General features: G+C 71.7%; 19 protein-coding genes, 1 tRNA gene and 1 pseudogene. 12 read left to right on the top strand and 9 right to left on the bottom strand.

Going from position 1 to position 23,668, the window contains the following annotated elements:
* Window positions 1-98: 98 nt before the first annotated feature.
* Window positions 99-986, bottom strand: coding sequence for an SAM-dependent methyltransferase (locus Q8791_RS25650; RefSeq protein ID WP_330094365.1), 888 nt, complete (start codon window positions 984-986; stop codon window positions 99-101).
* A 641-nt stretch (window positions 987-1,627) separates the two neighbouring features.
* Between Q8791_RS25650 and Q8791_RS25645 the strand changes: the two are divergent.
* Window positions 1,628-2,311: pseudogene (locus Q8791_RS25645) on the top strand (RibD family protein); the annotation flags it as partial.
* A 146-nt stretch (window positions 2,312-2,457) separates the two neighbouring features.
* Entirely contained in the window at window positions 2,458-2,928 is a 471-nt protein-coding gene (locus tag Q8791_RS25640; RefSeq protein WP_330094364.1) for a cytidine/deoxycytidylate deaminase family protein, read from the top strand.
* A 293-nt stretch (window positions 2,929-3,221) separates the two neighbouring features.
* Here Q8791_RS25640 and Q8791_RS25635 read toward each other — a convergent pair whose 3' ends face one another.
* Both Q8791_RS25635 and Q8791_RS25630 read right to left on the bottom strand, forming a co-directional pair.
* Window positions 3,222-5,714: a DEAD/DEAH box helicase gene (locus Q8791_RS25635; protein WP_330094377.1), complete on the bottom strand. Its 2,493-nt coding sequence runs from the start codon at window positions 5,712-5,714 to the stop codon at window positions 3,222-3,224.
* Window positions 5,715-5,900: 186 nt separating this feature from the next.
* A complete protein-coding gene (locus tag Q8791_RS25630) occupies window positions 5,901-6,890 on the bottom strand; it encodes a malate dehydrogenase (RefSeq protein ID WP_330094363.1) in 990 nt (329 codons plus the stop codon).
* Between the two features lie 261 nt (window positions 6,891-7,151).
* On the opposite strand from Q8791_RS25630, the gene Q8791_RS25625 reads away from it, so the two are divergent.
* From Q8791_RS25625 to Q8791_RS25610, 4 genes are all read left to right on the top strand, one after another.
* Window positions 7,152-7,225 (top strand) — tRNA-Ile (locus Q8791_RS25625).
* Between the two features lie 1,483 nt (window positions 7,226-8,708).
* Window positions 8,709-10,634, top strand: a complete 1,926-nt coding sequence (locus Q8791_RS25620; RefSeq protein WP_330094362.1) for an SGNH/GDSL hydrolase family protein — start codon at window positions 8,709-8,711, stop codon at window positions 10,632-10,634.
* Window positions 10,635-10,671: 37 nt separating this feature from the next.
* Window positions 10,672-10,977, top strand: a complete 306-nt coding sequence (locus Q8791_RS25615) for a hypothetical protein (protein WP_407942056.1) — start codon at window positions 10,672-10,674, stop codon at window positions 10,975-10,977.
* Between the two features lie 177 nt (window positions 10,978-11,154).
* Complete coding sequence (locus tag Q8791_RS25610) at window positions 11,155-12,066, top strand: MerR family transcriptional regulator (RefSeq protein WP_330094361.1); 912 nt, start codon at window positions 11,155-11,157, stop codon at window positions 12,064-12,066.
* A 192-nt stretch (window positions 12,067-12,258) separates the two neighbouring features.
* Here the strand turns inward: Q8791_RS25610 and Q8791_RS25605 are convergent, their stop codons facing one another.
* Entirely contained in the window at window positions 12,259-12,879 is a 621-nt protein-coding gene (locus Q8791_RS25605; RefSeq protein WP_330094360.1) for a TetR/AcrR family transcriptional regulator, read from the bottom strand.
* Between the two features lie 227 nt (window positions 12,880-13,106).
* The gene (locus Q8791_RS25600; RefSeq protein ID WP_330094359.1) at window positions 13,107-13,826 is read right to left on the bottom strand and encodes a glycerophosphodiester phosphodiesterase; all 720 of its coding nucleotides are present in this window, start codon (window positions 13,824-13,826) and stop codon (window positions 13,107-13,109) included.
* Between the two features lie 241 nt (window positions 13,827-14,067).
* On the opposite strand from Q8791_RS25600, the gene Q8791_RS25595 reads away from it, so the two are divergent.
* The gene (locus tag Q8791_RS25595; RefSeq protein WP_330094358.1) at window positions 14,068-14,838 is read left to right on the top strand and encodes a DeoR/GlpR family DNA-binding transcription regulator; all 771 of its coding nucleotides are present in this window, start codon (window positions 14,068-14,070) and stop codon (window positions 14,836-14,838) included.
* A gap of 45 nt (window positions 14,839-14,883) precedes the next feature.
* On the opposite strand, the gene Q8791_RS25590 is transcribed toward Q8791_RS25595, so the two are convergent.
* On the bottom strand, window positions 14,884-15,348 hold the full coding sequence (locus Q8791_RS25590; protein WP_407942057.1) for a VOC family protein: 465 nt from the start codon (window positions 15,346-15,348) through the stop codon (window positions 14,884-14,886).
* 51 nt (window positions 15,349-15,399) lie between these two features.
* A complete protein-coding gene (locus Q8791_RS25585; protein ID WP_330094356.1) occupies window positions 15,400-16,719 on the bottom strand; it encodes an MFS transporter in 1,320 nt (439 codons plus the stop codon).
* A gap of 237 nt (window positions 16,720-16,956) precedes the next feature.
* Between Q8791_RS25585 and Q8791_RS25580 the strand changes: the two genes are divergently transcribed.
* From Q8791_RS25580 to Q8791_RS25570, 3 genes are all read left to right on the top strand, one after another.
* Window positions 16,957-18,558, top strand: a complete 1,602-nt coding sequence (locus Q8791_RS25580; RefSeq protein ID WP_330094355.1) for a sensor histidine kinase — start codon at window positions 16,957-16,959, stop codon at window positions 18,556-18,558.
* Between the two features lie 118 nt (window positions 18,559-18,676).
* Window positions 18,677-19,339, top strand: coding sequence for a response regulator transcription factor (locus tag Q8791_RS25575; protein ID WP_330094354.1), 663 nt, complete (start codon window positions 18,677-18,679; stop codon window positions 19,337-19,339).
* Window positions 19,340-19,418: 79 nt separating this feature from the next.
* Complete coding sequence (locus Q8791_RS25570) at window positions 19,419-20,084, top strand: HD domain-containing protein (RefSeq protein ID WP_330094353.1); 666 nt, start codon at window positions 19,419-19,421, stop codon at window positions 20,082-20,084.
* A gap of 71 nt (window positions 20,085-20,155) precedes the next feature.
* Here the strand turns inward: Q8791_RS25570 and Q8791_RS25565 are convergent, their stop codons facing one another.
* Together Q8791_RS25565 and Q8791_RS25560 are read right to left on the bottom strand one after the other, a co-directional pair.
* A complete protein-coding gene (locus Q8791_RS25565) occupies window positions 20,156-20,437 on the bottom strand; it encodes a DUF4031 domain-containing protein (RefSeq protein ID WP_330094352.1) in 282 nt (93 codons plus the stop codon).
* Window positions 20,434-20,901, bottom strand: coding sequence for an Lrp/AsnC family transcriptional regulator (locus tag Q8791_RS25560; protein WP_330094351.1), 468 nt, complete (start codon window positions 20,899-20,901; stop codon window positions 20,434-20,436). Before Q8791_RS25560 ends, Q8791_RS25565 begins: the two co-directional genes overlap by 4 nt.
* Window positions 20,902-21,105: 204 nt before the next feature.
* Here Q8791_RS25560 and Q8791_RS25555 point away from each other — a divergent pair, with 204 nt between their 5' ends.
* Together Q8791_RS25555 and kynU are read left to right on the top strand one after the other, a co-directional pair.
* The gene (locus Q8791_RS25555; RefSeq protein WP_330094350.1) at window positions 21,106-22,011 is read left to right on the top strand and encodes a tryptophan 2,3-dioxygenase; all 906 of its coding nucleotides are present in this window, start codon (window positions 21,106-21,108) and stop codon (window positions 22,009-22,011) included.
* Window positions 22,012-22,054: 43 nt separating this feature from the next.
* Complete coding sequence (kynU, locus tag Q8791_RS25550; RefSeq protein ID WP_330094349.1) at window positions 22,055-23,293, top strand: kynureninase; 1,239 nt, start codon at window positions 22,055-22,057, stop codon at window positions 23,291-23,293.
* Window positions 23,294-23,668: the final 375 nt, after the last annotated feature.

The following is a 23,668-nucleotide window of genomic DNA, read 5'->3' as shown; positions in this document are numbered from 1 at the left end:
CGTCGTCGGGCTCGAACGCGTTCCGCCGCTCCGGGCGGAACGGCCCCCTCCCGCTGCCGGGCCGTCGGCTCCAACGCGGGACAGGGGAACGGTGGCGGTCAGATCCTGCCGACGCCGCCGATGATGAGCCTTCGGTTGCGCTGCGGCATCTGGTAACAGCCGGCGACCGGCGGGGCCACGGGGAGCGTGCGCCACCGCTGGACCTCGATGAGGCCGGGCTCGGGGATTTCCCAGCCCTCGAAGAAGGCCTCGATGGCCTTGCGCGAGCGCCAGCGGCCGGATCCGAGCCGGTCCACGAACACCCGCTCCAGCTGCTCGGCCCGCGAGGCGTCCTTGGGGAAGGACGACTGGTCCGGACGGCAGTAGTGGCTGAGGACCATGTGGCTGCCGGGGGCGAGGGCGTCCCGCAGGGTCGCGATGTGCCGGGCCGGAGCGTCGGCGTCCGACGTGTGGGCGACCACCCCGGTGAGCAGCAGCCCCACGGGCCGCTCCAGGTCGAGGAAGGCCCGGGTCTCGGGGTCGTCCAGGAGCCGGCGCGGGTCGGTGAGGCCCGCCTGGACCGCGGTGGTGGTGTGTCCGTCGCGGAGCAGCGCCAGGTGGTGGGTCAGCACCACCGGGTCGTCGGTGGCGTACAGGACGCGTGCCCCGGGGGCGTGCTCCTGTGCGATCTGGTGGGGGTCGCCGGGCGCGGGCAGGCCCGCGCCGAACTGGATGAACTGCCGGATGCCGTGGCTCTCGGCCAGGTGGCGGACGGCCCGTTGGAGGAAGGCTCGTTCGCCCAGGACGATGTCCTGGAATCCGGGGGCCGTGCGTTCGGCCCTGCTGGCCAGGTCCCGGTCGACCTCGAAGTGGTCCTTGCCCTTGAGGTGGAACGAGCGGAGCCGCGCCAGGCTCGGCTGTGTCAGGTCGACAGGGGGTGGGGGGTTGGCCCGGACGTTTTTGCCCCCCGCCTGCCTCAGGAAATCGGGGGAAGTGAATCGAGACATCGCCGTCCTCTTGTCTGAGGTGGGGAAGTTTGGTCGACCCCTGGATTCTATTCCTGCTTGACGGGGTTGTTAACCGAGTCACGGACACAGGTGGTAAAAATCGTCGGACGCCGCCCCTTGCCCGGTCTCACCGTGTACGTTAGGGCGCACTTGGGTTGGCTAGGACATATATGCCCAATGTCCATTATGCGAGGAATCGAGGTTGATGCTCGGGTGCCACAAGCCCGTGTCCGTGGGCCTGTCGGGTGGCAGTCGAACACCAGTGGTGCTCCGGCGACGCGTGGGGTGGGCCGGAGAGAGGGCTCCGGCGCAGGTCACCCGGCCCTATAGGTCCGGTCCGGGATAAGGGATTAGCGCTCCGAATCGGCCGCCAATTCACCGTGCGCGCCCACTGCCTGCGGAAATCACCGATCGGGGCTGAGAATACGGCCGACTCGGCAAACGGATTGCGCGCCCGAAAAGCCCCGGCCGCCGGAACGGTTCTCACCTACCCCGGAAGACGGATCTCAACCACGGACCGCCGCACGGCGCAGCCGATCCCGCCGCCGCTCGGACCCGTCGCCCGGAGCCGCCGACACGACGCGCGCCGGGGCCGGTTCCGGCGGGGCTCCCGTGCTCCGACGCGTCGCTAGCCTGGGTGCATGCACCGTCCCCACACCATCCTGAGTTGCGCCATGTCGGTCGACGGGCGTATCGACGACACCAGCCCGGACCGGCTCCGCCTCTCCAACGAGGCCGACTTCGCCGAGGTGGACGAGCTGCGCGCGGGATGCGACGCGATCCTCGTCGGAGCGGGCACCCTGAGGGCGGACAACCCGCGGCTCCTCGTGCGCTCACCGGACCTGCGCGCACGCAGACGCGCCCGGGGGCGTACCGAGAACCTGCTCAAGGCCCTGGTCACCCGCAGCGGCGAGTTCGACCCCGGGGCCCGGTTCTTCAGCACCGGGGACGCCGGGGCGGTCGTCTACACGGGCGGCCCCGGGGTGGACGCCGCCAGGCGCAGCCTGTCGGGCAGGTCCTCCGCCGACCCGTCGGCGGAGGTCGTCGACGCCGGGGACCCTCCCACCGCCGAGGCGATCCTGGCCGACCTCGCGCGACGCGGGGTGGGGCGGCTGCTGGTGGAGGGCGGCGGCCACATCCACACCATGTTCCTCACGTCGGGCCTGGTGGACGAGCTCCGGCTCGCGGTCGCCCCGTTCTTCGTGGGGGAGGAGGGCGCCCCCCGCTTCGTCATGCCGGGCGCCTACCCCTACACCCCCGCCGCACCGATGCGGCTGGTGGAGGCCAGGGCACTGGGGGAGGTCGCCGTCCTGCGCTACCGCCTCGACGCCCCGGCCACGGGGACCGCGGAGAGCACAGGGAGGGCAGCGGCCACGGGGACGGCGGTCGCGGGAACAGCGGTCGCGGGGGCCGCCGGGACGGAGGCGCCGACCCGGGACGCGGAAACCGGCGGGACCCCGGGGGAGCGCCGATGAGCCCCGGACCGCCCCCGGCCGCAGGCGCCGCCGACGCGCACTGGCTCCGCCGGGCCGTCGAGCTGTCCCGGTCCTGCCCGCCCTCGGCCACCGCGTTCTCGGTCGGCTCCGTCGTGGTCGCCGACGACGGCACGCTCCTGGGGGAGGGCTACTCGCGCAGGGACGACCCCCGCGACCACGCCGAGGAGGTCGCGCTGCGCGGGACCGACCCCGACGACCCCCGGCTGCGCCGCGCCACCCTCTACTCGTCGCTGGAGCCGTGCAGCTCCCGGGCCTCACGCCCTTTGGCGTGCAGCGCGCTGATCCTCACCACGCCGATCCCGCGCGTGGTGTTCGCATGGCGCGAGCCCGCCGTGTTCGTGGACTGTGACGGCGCCGAGCGCCTGCGCTCGGCGGGGCGTACCGTCGTCGAGCGGCCCGACCTCGCCGCGGGGGTCCGCGAGGTCAACGCCCACCTCCTGGGCTGACCGGGTCCGTCCACAGGCGCGGGACGGGGCCGGCGCGGCGGGTGGCGGTGCGGTTTCCTGGAGTAAGGGGGAGCGCCGCTTCGGCCGACCTCGGCGTGCCCGCGGTCCAGCCCCGCCGGACGACGCTCGCGCGGTCCGGCAGCCCCGCCCCAGGCTGGGGCGGCGTCGCCCGGGCGATCCCACCGGACGGCGCGGGCCCACAGCCTTCCGGGTCCTCGTGGTCCGCCGGTCCGCCGCGGCTCCGACCCGCCCGCACCGGCCTTCCCTGCAGGGCCCCGCCGGGCCCCGTCCGGCTACAGCCGGTTGACGTCCACGACGTGCACGACGGCGTAGCCCTCGGCGTCGGACGCGGCCAGGTCGACCTCCGCGCTGATGCCCCAGTCGTGGTCGCCGGCGGGGTCGGCGAAGATCTGGCGGACCCGCCACAGCTCCGCCTCCTCCTCGATGAGCAGCATCTTGGGCCCGCGCGCGTCCGGGCCGGTACCGATCTCGTCGTGCTCCGCGAAGTACTCCTCCACGGCCTCGGCCCACTCCTCGCCGCTCCACTCGCCGTCCTGGGACAGCTTGCCCAGGTCCCCGTAGCGGCGGCGGGAGGCCAGTTCGACGCGGCGGAACATCTCGTTGCGCACCAGCACCCGGAACGCCCGCGCGTTGGCGGTGACCGGCCGCACCTTCTCCTCGGCGGGAGCCTGCCCGGCCGGGCCCTCCTCCTCGGGGTTGGTCAGCTGCTCCCACTCGTCCAGCAGGCTGGAGTCGACCTGCCGGACCAGTTCGCCCAGCCACTCGATGAGGTCGCGCAGCTCCTCGGTCTTGGCGTCGTCGGGCACCGTCTGGTTGAGCGCCTTGTACGCGCTGGCCAGGTAGCGCAGCACCAGGCCCTCCGACCGGGCCAGCTCGTAGTAGCCGACGTACTCGACGAAGTTCATCGCCCGCTCGTACATGTCGCGGGCCACGGTCTTGGGCTGGAGCGGGTGGTCGCCCACCCACGGGTGGCCCCGCTTGTACACGTCGTAGGCGTGGTTGAGGAGCTCCTCCAGGGGCTTGGGGTAGTCGACCTCCTCCAGCAGCTCCATGCGCTCGTCGTACTCGATGCCGTCCATCTTCATCTGCTGGACGGCTTCGCCACGGGCCTTGTTGAGCTGCGCGCCCAGAATCTGCCGGGGGTCGTCCAGGGTCGACTCCACGATGGTGAGCACGTCGAGCGGGTAGGCCGGCGACTCCTTGTCCAGCAGGTCCAGAGAGGCCAGCGCGAACGTGGACAGCGGCTGGTTGAGCGCGAAGTCCGCCTGGAGGTCCACGGTCAGCCGCGCGGTGCGCCCCTGGTCGTCGGGTGCGGGCAGGGTCTCCACGATGCCGCCGTCCAGCAGCGACCGGTAGATGGCGATCGCCTCGTGGATGTGGCGGCGCTGCGTGGGCCGGTCGTCGTGGTTCTCGGTGAGCAGGTGCCGCATCGCGGTGAAGCAGTTGCCCGGACGGGCGATCACGCTCAGCAGCATGGCGTTGCTCACCCGGAAACGCGAGGTCAGAGGCTCGGGATCGGCCTCGATGAGCTTGTTGAAGGTCGCCTCGTCCCAGGAGACGAACCCCTCGGGCGCCTTCTTGCGCACCACCTTGCGGCGCTTCTTGGTGTCGTCCCCGGCCTTGGCCAGGGCCTTCTCGTTCTCGACGACGTGCTCGGGGGCCTGCGCCACCACGTTGCCGACCGTGTCGAACCCCGCGCGTCCCGCCCGCCCGGCGATCTGGTGGAACTCGCGGGCGCGCAGGCGGCGCACCCGCACCCCGTCGTACTTGCTGAGCGCGGTGAACAGCACGGTGCGGATGGGCACGTTCACCCCGACGCCCAGGGTGTCGGTTCCGCAGATGACCTTGAGCAGGCCCGCCTGGGCGAGCCGCTCGACCAGGCGCCGGTACTTGGGCAGCATGCCCGCGTGGTGCACGCCGATGCCGTGCCGCACGTACCGCGACAGGTTGCGGCCGAACTTGGTGGTGAAGCGGAAGTTGCCGATCTCCTCCGCGATCGCCGCCTTCTCCTCCTTGGTGGACATGTTGATGCTGGTCAGCGACTGCGCGCGTTCGACCGCCTGCGCCTGCGTGAAGTGCACGATGTACACCGGGGCGTTGCCGTCGCGGAGCAGCTCCTCCAACGTCTCGTGCAGAGGGGTGACCCGGTAGTCGTAGTAGAGGGGGACGGGGCGCTCGGCGGAGGCCACCACGGCCGTGGGGCGTCCGGTGCGCTTCTCCAGGTCCTCCTCGAACCGGCTGACGTCGCCCAGGGTGGCGGACATCAGCAGGAACTGCGCCTGCGGCATCTCCAGCAGGGGCACCTGCCAGGCCCATCCCCGGTCGGGCTCGGCGTAGAAGTGGAACTCGTCCATGACGACGGTGTTGATGTCCGCGTTCGCGCCCTCCGCGAGCGCGATCTGGGCGAGGACCTCGGCGGTGCAGCACACGATGGGGGCGTCGGCGTTGACACTGGCGTCGCCGGTCATCATGCCGACGTTCTCGGTGCCGAAGATCTTGCACAGGTCGAAGAACTTCTCCGACACCAGCGCCTTGATGGGCGCGGTGTAGAACGCGCACTCGTCACGGGCCAGGGCGGCGAAGAGGGCACCCGTGGCGACCATGCTCTTGCCGGAGCCGGTGGGGGTGTTGAGGATGACGTTCGACCCGGAGACGACCTCGATGAGGGCCTCCTCCTGGTGCGGGTAGAGGGTGAGGCCCCGCTCTCCGGCCCACAAAGCGAACGCCTCGAAGAGGGAGTCGGGTTCTGGTTCGGCCGGAAGCACATCGATGAGACTCACGGTCTCTATACTGCCCGCTCCCGAACCCCCTTCGGGACGGAGCGGGGTGCCGACCGCCCCGCCGGAGGGTCCCCGCACCGGCCCCGTGCCCTGCGCACGGGCCGCACACGGCGACGGGCACGCCCCCGGAGGAGCGTGCCCGTCAGCGGCCGAACCGGCTGTGCGCCGGTCCTACACGAGGCCGAGCTGCTTGACGGTGTCGCGCTCCTCGACGAGCTCGTTGACCGAGGCGTCGATGCGGGAGCGGGAGAAGTCGTCGATCTCCAGGCCCTGGACGATCTCCCACTTGCCGTCGCGGGACACGACCGGGAAGGAGGAGATGAGGCCCTCGGGCACGCCGTAGGAGCCGTCGGACGGGATGGCGGCGGAGGTCCAGTCGCCCTCCGGGGTGCCGTTGACCCAGTCGTGGACGTGGTCGACGGCGGCGTTGGCGGCGGAGGCGGCCGAGGACGCGCCACGGGCCTCGATGATCGCGGCGCCGCGCTTGGCGACGGTCGGGATGAAGTCGTTCTCCAGCCAGGCCTGGTCGCCGACGGCCTTGGCGGCGTTGCTGCCGTTGACCTCGGCGTTGAACAGGTCCGGGTACTGGGTCGCGGAGTGGTTGCCCCAGATGGTGAGCTTCTTGATGTCGTTGATCGACACGCCGAGCTTCTTGGCGAGCTGGGTGAGCGCGCGGTTGTGGTCGAGGCGGGTCATCGCGGTGAAGCGCTCGGCCGGGACGTCCGGAGCGTGGCTCTGGGCGATGAGGGCGTTGGTGTTGGCCGGGTTGCCGACCACGAGTACGCGGATGTCGTCGGCGGCGCCGGCGTTGATCGCCTCGCCCTGGGGCTTGAAGATGCCGCCGTTGGCCTGGAGCAGGTCACCGCGCTCCATGCCCTTGCCGCGCGGACGGGCGCCGACCAGCAGGCCGACGTTGGCACCCTCGAACGCCTTGGTGGCGTCGTCGAAGATGTCGATGCCCTGGAGCAGCGGGAAGGCGCAGTCGTCGAGCTCCATCGCGGTGCCCTCGGCGGCCTTGACGGCCTGCGGGATCTCCAGCAGACGCAGCTTCACCGGGGTGTCGGCGCCGAGCAGCTGGCCGGACGCGATCCGGAACAGGAGGGCGTAGCCGATCTGGCCGGCCGCGCCGGTGACGGTGACGTTGACGGGTGCTTTGGACATGACGTGAACTCTCCTGACGACGATGTGCGACCCGCGATGTTACCAACGGGTCATACGCGGCGTCGGTGCCGGGCGCTGGGGTCCGTCCAGTCGCGCGCCGCACTCCACCACCCTAGACCGACCGCTTCCGGGGGCCGCGACCCAGGTGCGGTGTACGCGGCACCGCTCCGCACCCGGTCTCAGCAGGGCCTGCGCTGTAACGGATTTACGGCGCGGAAACGCCGGACACACCCTGTTAGGATGACGTTTGCCGACGACGGCGGGCCGGTAGCTCAGTTGGTTAGAGCAGGGGACTCATAATCCCTGGGTCGCGGGTTCGAGTCCTGCCCGGCCTACCCCCTCCAGGCATGAAAAAAGCGCCGCCGACCTGCGGATACAGGCCAGCGGCGCTTTCTTGTTATCTACGGTCGGCTACGGACTTCTACGGTCCCGTCCGGGTGGCTGCGCTGAATACGCGCTGAAGTTCTCCGGAATCAGAATCCCTCGAACCCGGCCGCCGCCCGGCGGCGTGCTTCCTGTTCCCGGCCCTCCAAACAGCGCGCATAAACACGAAGTAGGACATCGACGCTGTGTCCCGCCCATTTCGCCACCTGGGGAGGGTCGATTCCCTCGTTCGGCCAAGTGGAGACGCAGGCACTGCGCAGGTCGTGCGGACACCGCGCGAGAAGCCCCTCGAACTGCTCCCCGGTCAGAGCCGACCGACGCGCCCTCCGGGGCCATCCCCGCGTGCGCCTGTCCGAGCACGCGCCCGGTGGGACCATCCCCGCGTGCGCGGGGAGCACCCGATCGAGAGGATCGGCGGCGGCTGGGCCGAGGGACCATCCCCGCGTGCGCGGGGAGCACTGCTCGTGGGCGTAAGCGCGGTCCTCGGGGGGACCATCCCCGCGTGCGCGGGGAGCACTTTCAGGGCTTTGACCAGGCATGATGCGTTGGGGGACCATCCCCGCGTGCGCGGGGAGCACAGTCACTGACATGCGAACTTACCAGCGGCAAGCGGTCGATTTTCCAACTTCTTGAGAAACGGACATTTCGCGTGTAAGTCCTGAACGGAGCTGTGTGTGGTCTTCGTGCGTCCGCCTATTCCATCAGGCAGCCCTGACAACAGGGCCAGCCACGGGGAGCGGAGGCTGCGGAGGCTGTCTCTCCTTATTCTCCGGAAAGGTGAGAGGTGCTTGAGGGAGAAGCCCCACTGGCCAGCCAGTCGGGTGGTGTGTTCCGGCTCGAAGCTGGACGCCGACCCTCACCACGGGCCCGGTTCGGCCTCTCTCGGTGACGTCCCACGGGTAATACACGTTGAAGATCCCGGTATCCTCGGTGCTGACGTCGTTGAGACGCAGGTCAAGGCGGACGTCGACGCTGTACGGCCTGTGGACTTCATAACCCCTGGGTCGCGGGTTCGCGTCCTGCCCGGCCTCCCCCCCACCTGGCTGAACACCCCTTTGCCTGTGGGTGATCGGGCATGGTTCCAGGGCCGCATTCATCCACTTCGTGGGCTTTTGGTACGTACCTCGTGTCCACAGGGACTTCCACGCGTGCCCTCCAGGGAATGGCCGTCCGTGCGTTTCTCCGTCCGGACGTCGGATGAATCCGAAGGCGGTCTTCTCCCCATCCGAGAGCCGCCCGCGTTTTCTCCGACTCCGGGCCGACCGGAACCACCGCCGCGCGCGGGCCGGAACAAGCCCCGGACGGCCGTGGGGGCGGGGGCGGCGCGTCTAGACTGGCGGCCGGTCGGGGCGCCGCGGTGTCCCACGTCTCACAACCACCGTGCGCCCGGAGGCGTCCGATACGTCGGTGGAACTTCATCGGGAAAGGCGAGTGTTGGGCGCTGATGAGAACCGGGGGCGCGGCACGCACCGACGCAGGCGTGACGACCTCTCCCCGCACCTGCTCCGCGGCGCGGCCGCGGCCCTCGTCGCGACGGTCCTGGTGACCGCTTTCTACGTGGTGGTCTCCCACGACGGGGAGGCCGGGTCCTCGGAGCGGCAGGAGCAGGCGGCGCCGCGCGCGGTCGGCACCCCCTTCGCCAGCCTCATGGACGAGATCGGCATCTCCCGGGACAACTCCGCGGCCAACGTCGACCTCGACGGCGCGGGCAACAGCCTGTCGTCGCAGGCACTGGCCGCCGCCGGCTGGACCCCCGGCCGCGAGGTGGTCCTCCTCGGCACCGAACTCGAACTCCCCGACTACGCGCCCGGGCGCCCGGACCACGTGGTCGCGGACGGCCAGCTACTCCGGCTCGACGGCGACCGGTACGGCTCCCTCACCTTCCTGGCCACCGCCACGCGGGCGGACGGCACCGCGATGGGCCCCGCCGTGCACGGGGAGGGCCGGGTCGTCTACGCGGACGGCGCGGAGCAGGAGTTCGTCCTCTCCGTCCCCGACTGGATCGAGGGACCCGCGGGGGACGCGGCGCTCTCGCTCCCCTACGCCAACTCCGGCGCCGTCGGCGGGCCCAGCCCCACCCTCGGCTCCGCGCGCATGTACGCGCGCAGTGTGCCCGTCGACCCCGCCCGGGAGATCTCCCACGTCGTCCTCCCCCAGATCGCCGAGGACGGCGGGCGCCTGCACCTGTTCTCGGTGGGGGGCCGCGACGCCTCGGGATGGACCGGGACCTGGGCGCGGGCCACCTCCGGCTACCTGGAGGTCGGGCCCTGGCAGGACCAGACCCTGCGCCTGTCGGTGCGCACCACCACCGGCGGCCACGTCGCCAGGATCCGGCTCGACAACACCTTCGCCGCGGAGCCGGTCACGGTGGGCGCGGCCTCGCTGGCGCTGCGCGGGGACGCGGCGGGCACGCGCGGGTCCGCGCTCCCGCTCACCTTCGACGGGCGCGCCGACACCGTCATCCCCGCGGGCGGGCAGGTGTTCAGCGACCCGGTGGAGATCCTCCTGCCACCGCACACCGACGTCCTGGTCAGCTTCCACCTCCCCGAGCTGGTGACAGCGGCCCCCGTGCACTACGCCGCGGTGGACACCAACTACACCAGCGAGCCCGGCAGCGGCGACCAGACCCTCGACACCACCGGGGCCCCGTTCACCGGGCGCGTCGCGCAGTGGCCGTTCCTCACCGGTATCGAGGTGGCCGACGGGCCCGGTGCGATCGTCACCTTCGGGGACTCCCTCACCGACGGGACCCGGTCCACCCCCGACGCCCACACCCGCTGGCCCGACGTGCTGAGCACGCGCTTCGCCGCGCAGCCCGGAGTGCTCAACCCCGGCGTGCTCAACGTCGGGGTGGCGGGCAACCACGTGGTCACCGACGGGTACCCCGGTGAGGGTGTCTCCACGAACCCCAGCGGTGTCGCCCTGGTCCACAGGGTCCAGCGCGACGTGTTCGCCCAGAGCGGTGTGGAGACCGTGGTCGTCTTCGCGGGGATCAACGACCTGCGCTGGGGGACCCCGCCGGACGCGGTGATCAGCGGGCTCGGGCAGATCGCCCGCCTGGCCGAGGAGCACGGCGTCCGGGTGTTCGTGGCCACGCTCGGGCCCTGTGCGGGTGAGCGGCGCTGTACCCCGGAGGTCGAACAGGCGCGGCAGCAGGTCAACACCTACCTGCGCTCGCAGAGCGCCGACCCGGCGACGCCGTTCGACGGGGTGTGGGACTTCGACGCGGTCCTGCGCGACCCGGCCGACCCCACCCGCCTCCTGCCCGCCTACGACTCGGGCGACCACATCCACCCCGGGGACGCCGGGCTCCGGGCGCTGGCCGAGTCCGTGGACCTCCGGCAGCTCGTCGGCGGTTAGGCCGTGTTCCAGGTTCGGCATCCTGTGCACGCCCTGCATGCTGATGATCAAGATGCGGGGCGATAAGGCGTACTCTTCACGCGCGAATCGCGCCTACCTGCGCAGACGTGGCATCAGGTGCACGATTCCTGAGCCGGTCGATCAGGTCCGCCACCGCAGGCGCCGCGGACGCGGCGGTGGCCGTCCGCCCTTCTTCGACCGCGAGGACTACAAGGCCCGGCCCGCGGTCGGATGCGGGATCAGCCGTCTCAAGCAGCACCGGGCCGTGGCGACCCGGTTCGACGGACTTGTGGTTCGGTTCGAGGCGACGGTTCAGGCCGCGGCGATTCATCGGCGGCTGTGAACCCTCGGTCCGCCGTCGTGCGGGTGCCACAGCAGGAAAGGACGGGCCTGCGGTCGTCACGGAGGAAGGGCGCGTTTCCTGGCATCGGCGCGGGGCGGTGTGTAGGGGGTTGCACCTTCCGTAGCGGCATGTGGTCTGGTGGACTCACGTCCCGGTCCCTTGAGGAAAGCCCTGCTCATGCATTTGTCTTTCATGCCACCCCGTCAGGTCAAGATCGGTGACGCGGCGGCCTTCGCCGGCACCACGCCACGGGCGATTCGCCACTACCACGAGATCGGGCTGCTCCCCGAGCCTGAGCGGGGCGTCGATGACCGCCGCCGCTACGGGCACGAGGACATGATCCGCCTGCTGTGGATTCGCAAGATGGCCGACGCCGGGATCGCCCTGGACGACATCCGTGACGCCTTCACCGCCGGCACGGCTTCCGCCGGCGCGGACAGCGGAGACGGTATCGCGGGCATCCTGGAGCGGTTGGAGGAAACCCTCGCCGAGCAGGAGGCGGAATCGGTGCGGCAACGGACCGCCGTGCAGCGGATGCGCACCGAAGGCAGCCGGATGGGCCTGCTCTCCGACTTCGTCACCGACCGTCTCAAGAGCCTGCCCGAGGGCTCCCTGCGTCAGGCGGACCTGGACACTCTGCTCGTCACCGAGCGGATCCTCGGCCCGCTCGGCGCGGCCGTCCAGGCCACCCGCTTCATCGCCCTGGCCACGCATCCCGCTCTGCGGGAGGATTCCGACCGCATCGATGACGCCGAGGAGGCACTCGATGACAGTGTCGCCGTCGATGATCCACGGGTGGCTCACGTGGCCGCCGAGCGGCACGCCTTCGAAAGCGCCCTGCAGGCCGTCATCGAGGAGTCCGGCCTGGACAAGGACGACGATGCCCTCTTCGACGCCTGGGACACTTTGCACCCCGCTACCGCCGATGACGGCGAGGACGAGGCCGACCTCGGCTCCGGCAGGCGGGAGGCCGACTCCATGAGCGCGTTCGAAGCCATCGGCAAGATGCCCTACGACGTCTCCCCAGCCCGATGGCGCTGTAGGGAACTGGCCATAGAACTACCCGCCCAAGACTCACCCGCTACCTGAAACACGGCCTGGACCGAGTCCTGTGCCTCCTGCCGGGTTCGCGTCCGCCGGTCTGCCTTCCGCTGCGCCTCTGCGCTCGTGAGGCACGACCGGGCCGAACCGCGTACATCGTCCGGGGAGAGACGGCCCGGACAGCCGCCCGCCGACACGGGAGCGTCCTGAAGGACGCTCCCCGGCCGCGGGCGCCGTCCGTCAGCGCGGGCAGCCCAGGTGGTGGTGGACGACCAGGTCCACGTAGACGGCACCGAGGTCGTCCAGGCTCAGTCCCGCCTCCGGGTCGTACCAGTGCAGGAGCGAGTCGAAGGTCTCCAGCACGTCGTCGGCGGCCCTTCCCGGCTCGGGTACGGCGAAGACGCCCGCGGCCACGCCGTCCGCGATGATCCCGCGGATGTGCTCCCGGTAGACCCGGGTGAGGGAGCTGACGTCCCGGTGGCGCGCGGGGTGGATGGCCCGCAGGGTCGGCAGCAGTTCGTGCGCGAGCGCGGCCGCGGTCCGGTGCCGCCACCCCGTCTCCACATGGCGTCTGACCAGTGCGGCCATGCGTTCGATCGCGGGCAGGTGCGGCAGGTCCGCGGCCAACTGCCCGTCGACCCGCTCGCGGGTGGCCCGGAGCACGACGGCGTAGGCGAGGTCGAAGCGGGTGGGGAAGGCCCTCCGGAGGGACGCGGCGTCCGTCCCGGTCTCGGCGGCGATGCGGCGGGTCAGCTCCGACATGGGCAGACCGCGCGAGCCGTGCCGGGCGAAGAGGCGCGCGGCGCAGTCCAGGACCGGGGCGGTGGCGCGGAGTGCGTGAGGCGAGGAGTGGGCCGTCATGTCGTGGGGTCTCATCGTTCGGGGTGCGCAGCGGAAAACAAGGGGTGCGCGGTCTTCACCCGATGGCTCATCGTTTTCGATGATATCCGCGGAGGGGCGGGAAAAGGCGTGGAATGGCGGAACCGGGGGCCGCCGGCGGTCACGGTGGCACGGTCACACGGCGGGGCGGCCCGGGGGAGCGGGGGCCGTCTCTCACGTGCCTTCCCACGTGCTTCGACGTCCGGCGATCAGGCCGGCCCGACCGTCGCGCCGCCCCGTACCCGGCCGCTCGTCAACGACACGAGGTCGTCGATCCGTTCCGTGGCGAGGGCGTCGACGCCCATGCCGATCAGACGGGCCATTTCCGGGAAAGCGTTCACGGTCCACGCGGTGACGAGATATCCGAACCGGTGCATTTCACTGACCGTTTCGCGGGTCAGAAGTGCGTGGTGGCTGCCGAGGAACTCCGGTCGGAGCGTGCGCACGATATCGTCGGGGGGCATGCCCGGCTGGTCCCAGGCCATCAGGATGCGTGCGCCGGTGCTGTGGGTGCGCAGTGCGCCGAGGGTGTCGGTCGATCCGGTGAAGAGCACCTGGTCGCCGAAGCCGCGCTCGTCCAGCATGGTGTGGGCGGCCAGAGCGGCCTGGGGGGTCTCCGCCGAGACGAGCAGGGGCGGGGGTCCGTGGCCGCCGAACTCGGCCAGGACCTCCATCAGGGTGGGTATGCGCCGCTCCACGTCCTCGCGTGCGGCGGCGAGGTCGGCCAGGGTGAGTGCGCCCACCGGCCGGGGAGGGGAACCGGGGACGGTCACGAGTCGTTCGTCGACCAGGACCGTGTATCCGTCCGAGGTCAGGTGCACGTCGATCTTGACCAGGTCGGCCCCGGCGCGCGAGGCTGAACGCAGGGCCGGGAGCGTGTTGCCCGGGAAGCGTGCGGTGTCTCCGCGTAGTGCGATGGACAGCGTCATGCGGTCAAGGGTGGCAAAGTCCACCGTCCCACGTGGTGCAAACAGGAAAAACGTTCCCTAAGACGGCTCGCCGCGGCGGTCCGGGCCCGTACGGGCCGGAGTCCGGGCCCCGGCGCCGCGATTGCGAGCGGTCTCACGTCTGGAGAGCACCGATCCGGGTGCGATGAACTGGGAAACTTTGTTACATGGCGTCGTGAATGCACGGCGTCCCCACGGCCGGCCCCCGAGTGTGAGGCGAACGATGATCCCGGACCAGCGACGAGAGCACATCCTGAAGCTCCTGCAGGAGCGTCACGTGCTGAGTATCAACGAGCTCACGTCGATGCTGTCCGTGTCCCACATGACGGTCCGGCGCGACATCCAGGCGCTGGAGAACGACGGCAAGGTCCTGTCGGTCACCGGTGGGGTACGGCTCGCGGCACGACTCAAGAGCGAACCCTCCTACCTGGCCAAGGCCCAGCTGGAGGTCCCCGCCAAGCGTGCCATCGCGCGCGCCGCCGCCGAGTTGGTGCGGGAGAACTTCACGATCTACCTGGACGCGGGGACGACCACGCTCCAGATGGTGCCGCTGCTCACCGACAAGGTCGGTCTGACCGTCATCACCAGCGACTTCAACGTGGTCGGGCACCTGATGGAGTACCCGGGGATCGAGCTGATCCACACCGGGGGCGTGGTCTCGCACTCCGACCACTCCTCGGTCGGCCGGTTCACCGCGGACTTCCTGCGGCAGGTGAACGTCGACCTGGCCTTCATCGCCAGCAGCTCCTGGGACGTCGACCGGGGCTCGACCACGCCCTCCGAGGCCAAGGTGGTCGCCAAGCAGGCGCTCCTGCGGATCGCATCCAAGAGCGTGCTCACCGTCGACAGCACCAAGTACGGCAAGTTCGGCACCTTCAGGGTGGCGAGCCTGGAGGAGTTCGACCTGATCATCACCGACGACCGGCTCCCGCGCTCGGCCGTGGACGAACTGGCCGAGCACGACGTGCGGCTCAAACTCGTCGAGACCGACTGACGGGGCCTCCCGGATCCGGGAGGCCCGGGACCCGGCGGGGGCGGATCAGGCCTCGCCGGCGTCCAGTTCGGCGGGGCAGAACAGCCCCAGTTCGGTGCCGTCCGGGTCGTAGAACAGCAGGGTGGACCCCTCCTCGCGGTGCATGACCGGGGAGTGCTCCACGTCCATGTCGGAGAACCGCTCCTCCCACGCCTCCAGTTCGCCGAGGTTGTCGACGCCGAGGGTGAGCCGGTCCAGGCCGCAGTGCCTGCGGTCGAACCGGTTCTTGAAGTTGTCGCGGTGCTGGATGAGGGCGACCATCAGGCCCGACGCCGGGTGCCGGCACTCGCTGCGCAGGGTTCCGTCGTGGTCGCGCCGTTCGAGGACCTTGAATCCCAGGACCGAGCGGTAGAAGCGCACGCTCTCGTCGCGGTCGCGGACGGATAGGGTGACGCGGGCGAGCCCGTTGAGCTGGGGCACGGTCACCTCTCTGCGACGTGGGTTGATGCTGGTCAGTAGTTCGAGCACGATCCACAAGCCTAGGTGTGGGTGTGGGTGTTCCGGTTCCGTTTTAACGCGGGCTTAACGCCCGATGTTCCCAAGGCCACCCGGCTCCGCAGGGGGGAGCGCGGAGGACGCCGCAGCGGTGTCCGCGAGGGGGTTCGCACCGTCCCCGGGCTCCTCGCCGGAGTCACCGGTGCGCGTGTACCAGCGGGCGCGCATCACGAGTGAGGCGACGGCGAACGAGACCAGTCCGCCGAGTGTGGCCAGGGCGAACGCCCCCTGGTGTCCGTACGCGTCGGCGACGGCGCCCGAGACCGTGGAGCCCAGGGCCTGGCCCAGGATGAGGCTGCTCAGGACGACGGCCATCGACAGGGAGAGGCGGCTGGGCGGAGCGGCCCGCTCGATGAGTCCGAACAGGCTCACGATGTGCGGGCCGATCGCGGTGCCCAGCACCAAGACGGTCACCGCGAGCGTGGCCGCCCCGTGGTCCAGGTACAGCGGCAGGCTGAGCACGAACAGGGCACCGGCCGCGACCCGCGTCCGGGCGGTCAGGGAGAACCCCGGGGGCACGGAGGCCATGAGCAGCCCTGCCGCGGCGCTGCTGGCGCCCATCACCGCGTACATCAGCCCGGACAGGTCCCCGTACCCCGAGGCCGCCGCGAACGCGGTCACGCCGGTGGACATGCCGCCGAAGAACATCCCCTGGCAGAACATGGGGACGGTGAGGACGAGCAGGGCGGGTGTGGCGATCCGGCCGCCCGCGCCGGGCACCGGCCGCGTTCCCGGCGGCGCGGTCGGGTGGAGGGCGAACACGGAGCCGAACACGCCGATGAGCACGGCGGCGCCCACCACGCTCGCCGCGGGGGAGAGGGCCACGGTGAGCACCCCCACGAGGGCGGGGCCGAGGACGAACGCGGCCTCGTCGAGCACGCCCTCGACCGCCATGGCGGCCGACACGGAGCGCTCCCTCTCCGCGCCCCGGTCGGGGCCCCTGCGGATCAGTACCACCCACCGGGTCCGGGCCATGGGCCCCATCTGGGGCATGCACATGCCCGCGACCACCGCCAGTGCGGCGAGAGCGGGGGTGGAGGCCCCGGACAGGACGGCGAGGACGAGGAGGACGATCAGGACGGCGTCGACCACGGCGGTGACGAGCACGGGGATCCGCTGCCCGTGCCGGTCGGCGTAGCGGGCGATGACGGGTCCGCCGACGGCCTCGCCGAGCGCGAAGGCCCCGGACACGGCCCCGGCGGCGGCGACGCTGCCGGTCGTGACGGTGACGAGGGTGAGGAGGCCGATCAGGGCCATGGAGACGGGCAGCCGGGCCAGGAAGCTGGTGAGGAGCAGCGGCCATCCGGCGATCCGGTGCATCCGCCGCAGCGTCTCGATGGGTGACATCCCAGCCCCGTCCCGGTCGTGGTTCCCGCCTCTCGGATTCCAGCACGGCGGGCCTGCCCGGACCATCGGAGGAAGGGACAAAATTCATCCCATGATATGGCGGAAGCTCGTCACCGCACCCGGTCGCGCGTTCGGAGCGGACGGTGTCCGGCAGGTGGGTGCGCCGTCCCGGGCGGGCGGGAAGGCCCTGACTTTCGATGGTGCCGCCCCGGAGGCCGACTCGGTAGGTTCGCCCCCATGACCCTCTCCGAGCCGCGTGAAACCGCCCGTGGGGCGCTGCGCCCGACGGCGGGCCGGCCCACACGGGGCGCCGTCCTGCGCGACGTGCTCCTCGGGGCCGTGACCGCCGCCCAGTGCGCGGTGGAGCTCCTGCTGCGACTGGCCGGGGGAGGGCTGTCCTCCGCCGAGGCGGCCGTCACGATGGCGGCGGCCGTCCCGGTGACCGCCCTCGTCGTCGTGCTCACCCGCCTCTACCCCCTGCTCGCCGTGGTCGTCTCGCTGCTGTCCTCGTTCTGGGTGTACAGCTTCAGCGTCCTGTTGGTCTGCGCCTCCTACCTCGCGGGCCGTCGCATGCCCGGCGTGCGGTCGGCGCTGGTGTCCTTCGCCGTCGGCGCGGCTCCCTGCGCGGTGGCGATCCCCCTGCTGTGGCCGGAGGACCGGGTGGCGTGGGTGACCGTCGCCGTGACCGCGGCCCTCAACATCGCCCTGCCCTGGATGGTGGGCGTCCACCGGCGCCAGCACCTCGCTCTGGCCGCCGCGGGCTGGGAGCACGCCCGGCAGCTCCAGCGCGAGCACGCGCTGACGGCCGACCGGGCCCGGCTGCGCGAGCGCTCCAGGATCGCCCAGGACATGCACGACTCCCTCGGACACGAGCTGAGCCTCATCGCCCTGCGCGCGGGAGCCCTGGAGATCGCGCCCGACCTGGACGGGGAGCACCGCCGCTCGGCGGCCGATCTGCGCTCCACCGCGGTCACGGCCACCCAGCACCTCAGGGAGGTCATCGGGGTGCTGCGCACCGACGCCGGCCCCCCGCCCACGGTCCCCGCCGACGAGGGCGTCCCCGCCCTGGTGGAACGGGTCCGCGACTCCGGGATGCGGATCACGCTCGTGCGGGAGAACGGGATCGGCGACCTTCCGCCCATGGTCGACCGCGCGGTCCACAGGGTCGTCCAGGAATCGCTGACCAACGCCGCCAAGTACGCCCCGGGCGCGGAGGTGCGGGTGTGGATCACCGCCGACGGAACGCGCCTGGAGGTGCGGGTGGTCAACTCCGCGCCGCCCGACGGGCGTCGCGTGTCCGCGACGGGCGGCAGGCACGGACTCATCGGCTTGCGCGAGCGCGTCCGCGTGGTCGGGGGCGCCTTCGCCGCCGGACCGGTCGGCGACGGGGGCTGGGAGGTGTGCGCGACCATGCCGCTGGACGGCAGCCCCGGCGCCGGGGCCGAGGAGCCCGACGGCGAGGGCACCGAGATAGACCAGCTCCAGTCGGCCGCCCGGCGCCGCGTGCGCCGGTGGAGCCTGGCCCTGGTCCTCCCGCCGGTCGCGGCGGTCGTCGGGGCGGTCCTCGCCCTGGCGTGGGCCGCACTCGACGTGGTCGAGCAGGGCGACCGGGCGCAGGAGGCCTTCGACTCCCTCAGGGCCGGGGACGGCCGAGACCACGTCGAGAGGCTCCTGCTGCCCGTCCCCGCGGGGCCTGACGCACCGCCGGCGGAGGCCGGGGGTGTCTCGTGCTCCTACCACCGCGGTGCGGACGACATCCTTCCCGGCGGTACGGCCTCCTTCCGGCTGTGCTTCGCCGAGGGCCGTCTGGTCACCAAGGAGGAGGTGCCGGTACGTTGACCGGATCCCCGGCGGGCACCGCGGCCCGCGGGCGCCACGACACCCGCCGGGACCGGCCCCGCGCCGCCCCCGGCCGATCCCGCCCGCACGGGCGACGACAGGCGAAGAGGACACCGACGTGATCAGAGTGCTGCTCGCCGACGACGAGGCGATGATCCGCGCCGGGGTGCGCGCGATCGTACGGACCGATCCGCGCATCGAGGTGGTCGCGGAGGCCGCCGACGGGCGCGAGGCCGTGGACCTGGTGCTCACGCACCGCCCCGACGTCGCCCTCCTGGACATCCGCATGCCCAGGATGGACGGGCTCGCCGCGACCGCCGAGATCCGCAGGGTCGCCCCCGCCACCGCCGTGGTCATCCTCACCACCTTCGGCGAGGACGCCTACATCTCGCGGGCGCTCGGCGACGGCGCCAGCGGTTTCCTCCTCAAGGCGGGCGACCCGCGCGAGCTCATCACGGGGGTGCACGCGGTCGCCGACGGCGGCGCCTACCTGTCACCGCAGGTGGCCAGACAGGTCATCGCCCAGTTCGGCGGGGGCAGGGCCGCCCGCGAGGCCGAGGCCGCCGCCCGGCTGGAGGGGCTCACCCAGCGGGAGCGCGAGGTGCTGGCCCTGGTGGGAGCGGGGCTCTCCAACGCCGACATCGCCGCACGCCTCTTCCTGGTGGAGGGCACCGTCAAGAGCTACGTGAGCGCCATCCTCGGCCGTCTGGGGATGCGCAACCGGGTCCAGGCCGCGGTCCTGGCCTACGAGGCCGGCATGGTGGACACCTCTGACACGTGAACCGGGCCGGGTGGCAAACGGCCGGCGGTGGGGAAGACTGGGAAGGTCCGAGGGTTCCTAGGCGAACGGTGACGAGACCTTGCCACTGAACGAGGAGGAGGCGGTCCTGCTGGGCGCCGCCTGGCAGCGACTGGCCGGGGGCGGGCCCGAGGCCGCGGCGGTCGGGGCGGAGCTCCTGGACCGCTGGAACGAGCCGCACCGCCGGTACCACACGCTCCTGCACCTGTGGGAGACCCTCCGGGCCGTCGACGTCCTCCAGGGGGAGGCGGCCGACGCCGACGGCGTCCGCTACGCGGTCTGGTTCCACGACGCGGTCTACGAGGGGCGCCCGGGCCGGGACGAGGAGGAGAGCGCGGAGCTCGCCGCGCGCCTGCTGGAGCTGGTCGGTGAGGAGCCCGCGCGGATCGGCGAGGTGGTGCGCCTGGTCGGGGTGACGGCGACGCACCGGCCGGAGGAGTGGGACGCGGACGGCAAGGTCGTCTCCGACGCCGACCTGTCGGTCCTGGCGGGGCCGACCGACGAGTACCTCGCCTACACGGCAGCGATCCGGGCCGAGTACCGCCACATCCCCGACCGGGTGTTCCGTGCGGGGCGCAGCAGGGTGCTGCGGTCGCTCCTGGACGGCCCCCACGTGTTCCACACGGCGTTCGGCCGTGCCCACTGGGAGGCCAGGGCCCGGGTGAACATGCTCGCGGAACTCGACCGGCTGGCCTCGTCGGCCCCCCTGGACCTCCCGCCTCCCTGAACCGGCCGGTGCGCGGTCCCCGGACCCGTGGGGCCCCGGCGCGGGGGAGGGGCGCCCGGGAGGGCCGCCCGTCAGGCTGCTCCGCCGACCCGCGGAGCCTTGCGCCGCCGCAGTCCCGCCGCGCTCAGCCGGGTGACCAGCTCGCGCCCCGTGACGTGTTCGGCGCCCAGTTCCAGCGCGCGGGCGTGCAGGTGGCCGGGGATGTCGTAGTGGTCGCGGTCGAACGCGCGGGGGTCCACCCCCATCTCGCGGGCGAAGGCGTGCAGTTCCTCGTGGGAGCTGTCACTGACCATGTGCGCGAACAGCCAGCCGCGCGGTCCGGGCCAGACGGCCGAGTCGATGAGGACGCTCATGAGGTACGGGGTGCGTTGACGGCCCGCCACGGGACCGGGCTGGACATGACCATGGTGCTGGAGGGGCGGCCGTGCTCGGCGAGTGTGTCGATGACCTCCTCGAAGTGCTCCATGGAGCGGACCGCGACGAGCAGGACGCAGCAGTCGTCGCCGGTCACCCGGTGCACCTGGAGGATCTCGGGCAGATCGAGCGAGGACTGCTCGCGCAGCAGGCAGTGGGCGCCGAAGCACTCCATGCGGACCAGGGCGGTCACCGGCAGTCCGGCGGCGGCCGGGTCCACGTGCGCGTGGTAGCCGGTGATCACCCCGCGGTCGGTGAGGCGGCGGACGCGGTCGGCGACGGCGGGCGCCGACAGGTTGACCCTGCGGGAGAGCTCGTTGAAGGACAGACGCCCGTCCTGTTGCAGCTCGGACAGGATGCGCTGGTCAACGCTGTCCAGCGGAGTTGCCAGTCGTGAGGCCATGCTTTGCGTTCCCAAAGTCGGAGGTCGTTAACTCTGACGAATGTTAGGTCAATGCCCGGCTTGCGTGCTCATCGGCCATTCCTTTCCCGGCGTATCTGTCCGATGATGTGACCTCACATACGGGGCGCCGTGTGCGCGGGGGCGATCCCCCCGGACGGCACGGTGCCCGCGCAGTCGCTCACGCAGTACCGACAAGGGGTCGTCATGCTCTCCACCACCGCCCAGCAGTGTCCGTTCGTCCCGGGCGGGGAGGCCGGCGGGGCCGAGGCGGGCCGGGCGCGCCGAGCCGAGTCGAACGAGGGGCAGCCGACGCTCTCCTTCGAGAAGAACACCCCCTACGTCGACTACGCCGGGATCGACACCCTGCTCGGCCTCCAGAGACCGCGTACCGCCGAGCCGGCCGAGTCCGCGTTCATCATCGCCACCCAGGTGATGGAACTGCTGTTCTCGCTCGTCCGGGAGCGCTGGGAGGCGGCCCGCGACGCGCTGGAGGCCGACGACGTGCCCGGCGCGCTGGCGTGGCTGCGGCGGGCGTGCAACGCTCAGGACGTGCTCAACGACTCCTGGGGCCTGCTCGCCGACATGACCCCCACCGAGTTCAACCGGTTCCGGGACTCCTTCGGCGAGGCCTCCGGATTCCAGTCCTACGGCTACCGCAAGCTGGAGTTCCTGCTCGGCAACAAGTCGGCCGCGATGATCCGGCCGCACAAGGCCATGGCCGGAGTGGCGAACGAGCTCGCGGACGTGCTGGAGCGCCCCGGCCTCTACGACGCCGCGCTGCGTCTCCTCCACCGCCGCGGCCTCCCGGTGCCCGCGGACCGCGTCGAGCGGGACTGGACGCAGGACTACGAGCCCAGCGCCGGGGTCGAGGCGGCGTGGACGGCCGTCTACGCCGACGACAAGCCCGGGAACGACCTGTTCCTGCTGGCCGAGGCGCTGCTCGACGTCGCGGAGCGGGTGACGCGATGGCGTCACCGCCACCTCGTCGCCGTCAAGCGGACGATGGGCGCCAAGCCCGGCAGCGGCGGCTCCAACGGCCTCACCTGGTTGTCCCGCAACGCCGAACAGGACGTCTTCCCCGAACTGTGGTCGCTCCGCAGCTCGGTCTGACCAGTACGCCGCACCAGACAGTACGACCAGGAAGCAGGAATCGATGACGCCCACCACCCGTGAGGACTGCGTCGCGCTCGACGCCGCCGACCCCCTCGCCGCGTTCCGTGAGGAGTTCGTCCTCCCCGAGGGCGTGATCTACCTGGACGGCAACTCCCTGGGCGCGCTGCCGCGCTCCACCCCGGGCCGGGTCGCCGACATGATCGAGCGCGAGTGGGGCCAGGACCTCATCCGCAGCTGGAACGACGCGGGCTGGTGGGACAAGCCGCGCACCCTGGGCGCCAAGATCGCTCCGCTGGTCGGCGCCGCACCCGACGAGGTCGTCGTCGGCGACGGCACCTCCGCCAACCTGTTCAAGGCGCTGATCGCCGCGCTGCGGATGTCCGACCGCTCCGTCGTGCTGGGCGAAACGGGCAACTTCCCCACCGACCTGTACGTGGCCGAGGGCGCCGTCGCGCTGGCCGGAGCCGTCCAGCGCCGGGTGGACCCCGACGGCCCCGGGCTGGAGGAGGCCCTGGCCGCGGGCGACGTCGCGGTCCTGCTGCTCAGCCACGTGGACTACCGCAGCGGAACCCTGCGGGACATGCCCGGCATCACCCGGCTGGCCCACGAGCACGGGGCCCTGGTGGTCTGGGACCTGTGCCACAGCGTCGGAGCCGTCCCGGTGGACCTGTCCGGCGGCGGGGCGGACTTCGCGGTCGGGTGCACGTACAAGTACCTCAACGCGGGGCCGGGCGCCCCCGCGTTCCTGTACGCCGCGCGGCGCCACCACGCGGCGGCCGACCAGCCCATCAGCGGATGGCACGGCCACGCCCGACCGTTCGACTTCTCGGGCGAGTACGAGCCGGCGTCCGGGGTCTCGCGCTTCCTGAGCGGCTCGCAGCCCCTCGTGGCGGACGCGGCGCTGGAGGCGTCCCTGGACGTGTGGGCCAAGGCGGACCTGGCCCAGGTGCGCGCCAAGAGCCTGGCGATGACCGACCTGTTCCTCGCCCGCGCCGCGAAGGCGGGCCTCTCCTCGATCACCCCGTCCGAGCACTCCCGGCGCGGCAGCCAGGTGGCCCTCGTGCAGCCGGAGGAGGGCGCCGGGTACCCCGTCGTGCAGGCGCTCATCGCGCGCGGTGTGATCGGTGACTTCCGGGCCCCCGACGTCATGCGGTTCGGGTTCACGCCGCTGTACCTGCGCTACACGGACGTGTGGGACGCGGCCGCCGCCCTGGTCGAGGTCGTCGAGTCGGGGGAGTGGCGCCAGGAGCGCTTCGCCCTGCGCGGCAAGGTCACGTGACCTCTTCTTGGCACTCCGGACGGGCAACCGTCCGGAGTTCTCTTTGCCCCCGGCGGGTGAGCCGCTCCCGCAGCTGACCTTTTCGCAGGACCGGCATTGCGCGGCCTTGACCGCGCCCCCCGATCCCCTTCGAACCGCGTCGCGTGGGCCGTGACCTCTCGGCCCGCAGAAGGCCCCCTGTCCCACCGATCCCGCCCCATGTCAACTCTCGCGAGGATATGACGCGGGCCACGAATGAGGCCGTTCGCCGCACTCCGATGCACTCGAAAACCCCTTCCCACAGGGGCTTTTCGCGTTTCAGGGGTCCTTTTGCTGGGTGCCGCTCGCGGTGTGCGGGCAAACACGCAGTGTCATTTTACCTGAAAGGCTTGCACA

Origin of the sequence: Nocardiopsis codii (assembly GCF_036327455.1) — a bacterium.
GTDB classification, from domain to species: domain Bacteria; phylum Actinomycetota; class Actinomycetes; order Streptosporangiales; family Streptosporangiaceae; genus Nocardiopsis; species Nocardiopsis codii.
Note: the sequence above shows the minus strand (reverse complement) of the source record. Positions and strands in the feature narration are given on the sequence as shown.

Coding starts and splice junctions, on each gene's coding strand:
- Q8791_RS25560 (WP_330094351.1), bottom strand. CDS start 20,901: ATGGCCTCACGACTGGCAACTCCGCTGGACAGCGTTGACCAGCGCATC.
- Q8791_RS25615 (WP_407942056.1), top strand. CDS start 10,672: ATGCTGATGATCAAGATGCGGGGCGATAAGGCGTACTCTTCACGCGCG.
- kynU (WP_330094349.1), top strand. CDS start 22,055: ATGACGCCCACCACCCGTGAGGACTGCGTCGCGCTCGACGCCGCCGAC.
- Q8791_RS25585 (WP_330094356.1), bottom strand. CDS start 16,719: ATGTCACCCATCGAGACGCTGCGGCGGATGCACCGGATCGCCGGATGG.
- Q8791_RS25595 (WP_330094358.1), top strand. CDS start 14,068: ATGATCCCGGACCAGCGACGAGAGCACATCCTGAAGCTCCTGCAGGAG.
- Q8791_RS25555 (WP_330094350.1), top strand. CDS start 21,106: ATGCTCTCCACCACCGCCCAGCAGTGTCCGTTCGTCCCGGGCGGGGAG.
- Q8791_RS25630 (WP_330094363.1), bottom strand. CDS start 6,890: ATGTCCAAAGCACCCGTCAACGTCACCGTCACCGGCGCGGCCGGCCAG.
- Q8791_RS25650 (WP_330094365.1), bottom strand. CDS start 986: ATGTCTCGATTCACTTCCCCCGATTTCCTGAGGCAGGCGGGGGGCAAA.
- Q8791_RS25565 (WP_330094352.1), bottom strand. CDS start 20,437: ATGAGCGTCCTCATCGACTCGGCCGTCTGGCCCGGACCGCGCGGCTGG.
- Q8791_RS25605 (WP_330094360.1), bottom strand. CDS start 12,879: ATGACGGCCCACTCCTCGCCTCACGCACTCCGCGCCACCGCCCCGGTC.
- Q8791_RS25640 (WP_330094364.1), top strand. CDS start 2,458: ATGAGCCCCGGACCGCCCCCGGCCGCAGGCGCCGCCGACGCGCACTGG.
- Q8791_RS25610 (WP_330094361.1), top strand. CDS start 11,155: ATGCATTTGTCTTTCATGCCACCCCGTCAGGTCAAGATCGGTGACGCG.
- Q8791_RS25580 (WP_330094355.1), top strand. CDS start 16,957: ATGACCCTCTCCGAGCCGCGTGAAACCGCCCGTGGGGCGCTGCGCCCG.
- Q8791_RS25600 (WP_330094359.1), bottom strand. CDS start 13,826: ATGACGCTGTCCATCGCACTACGCGGAGACACCGCACGCTTCCCGGGC.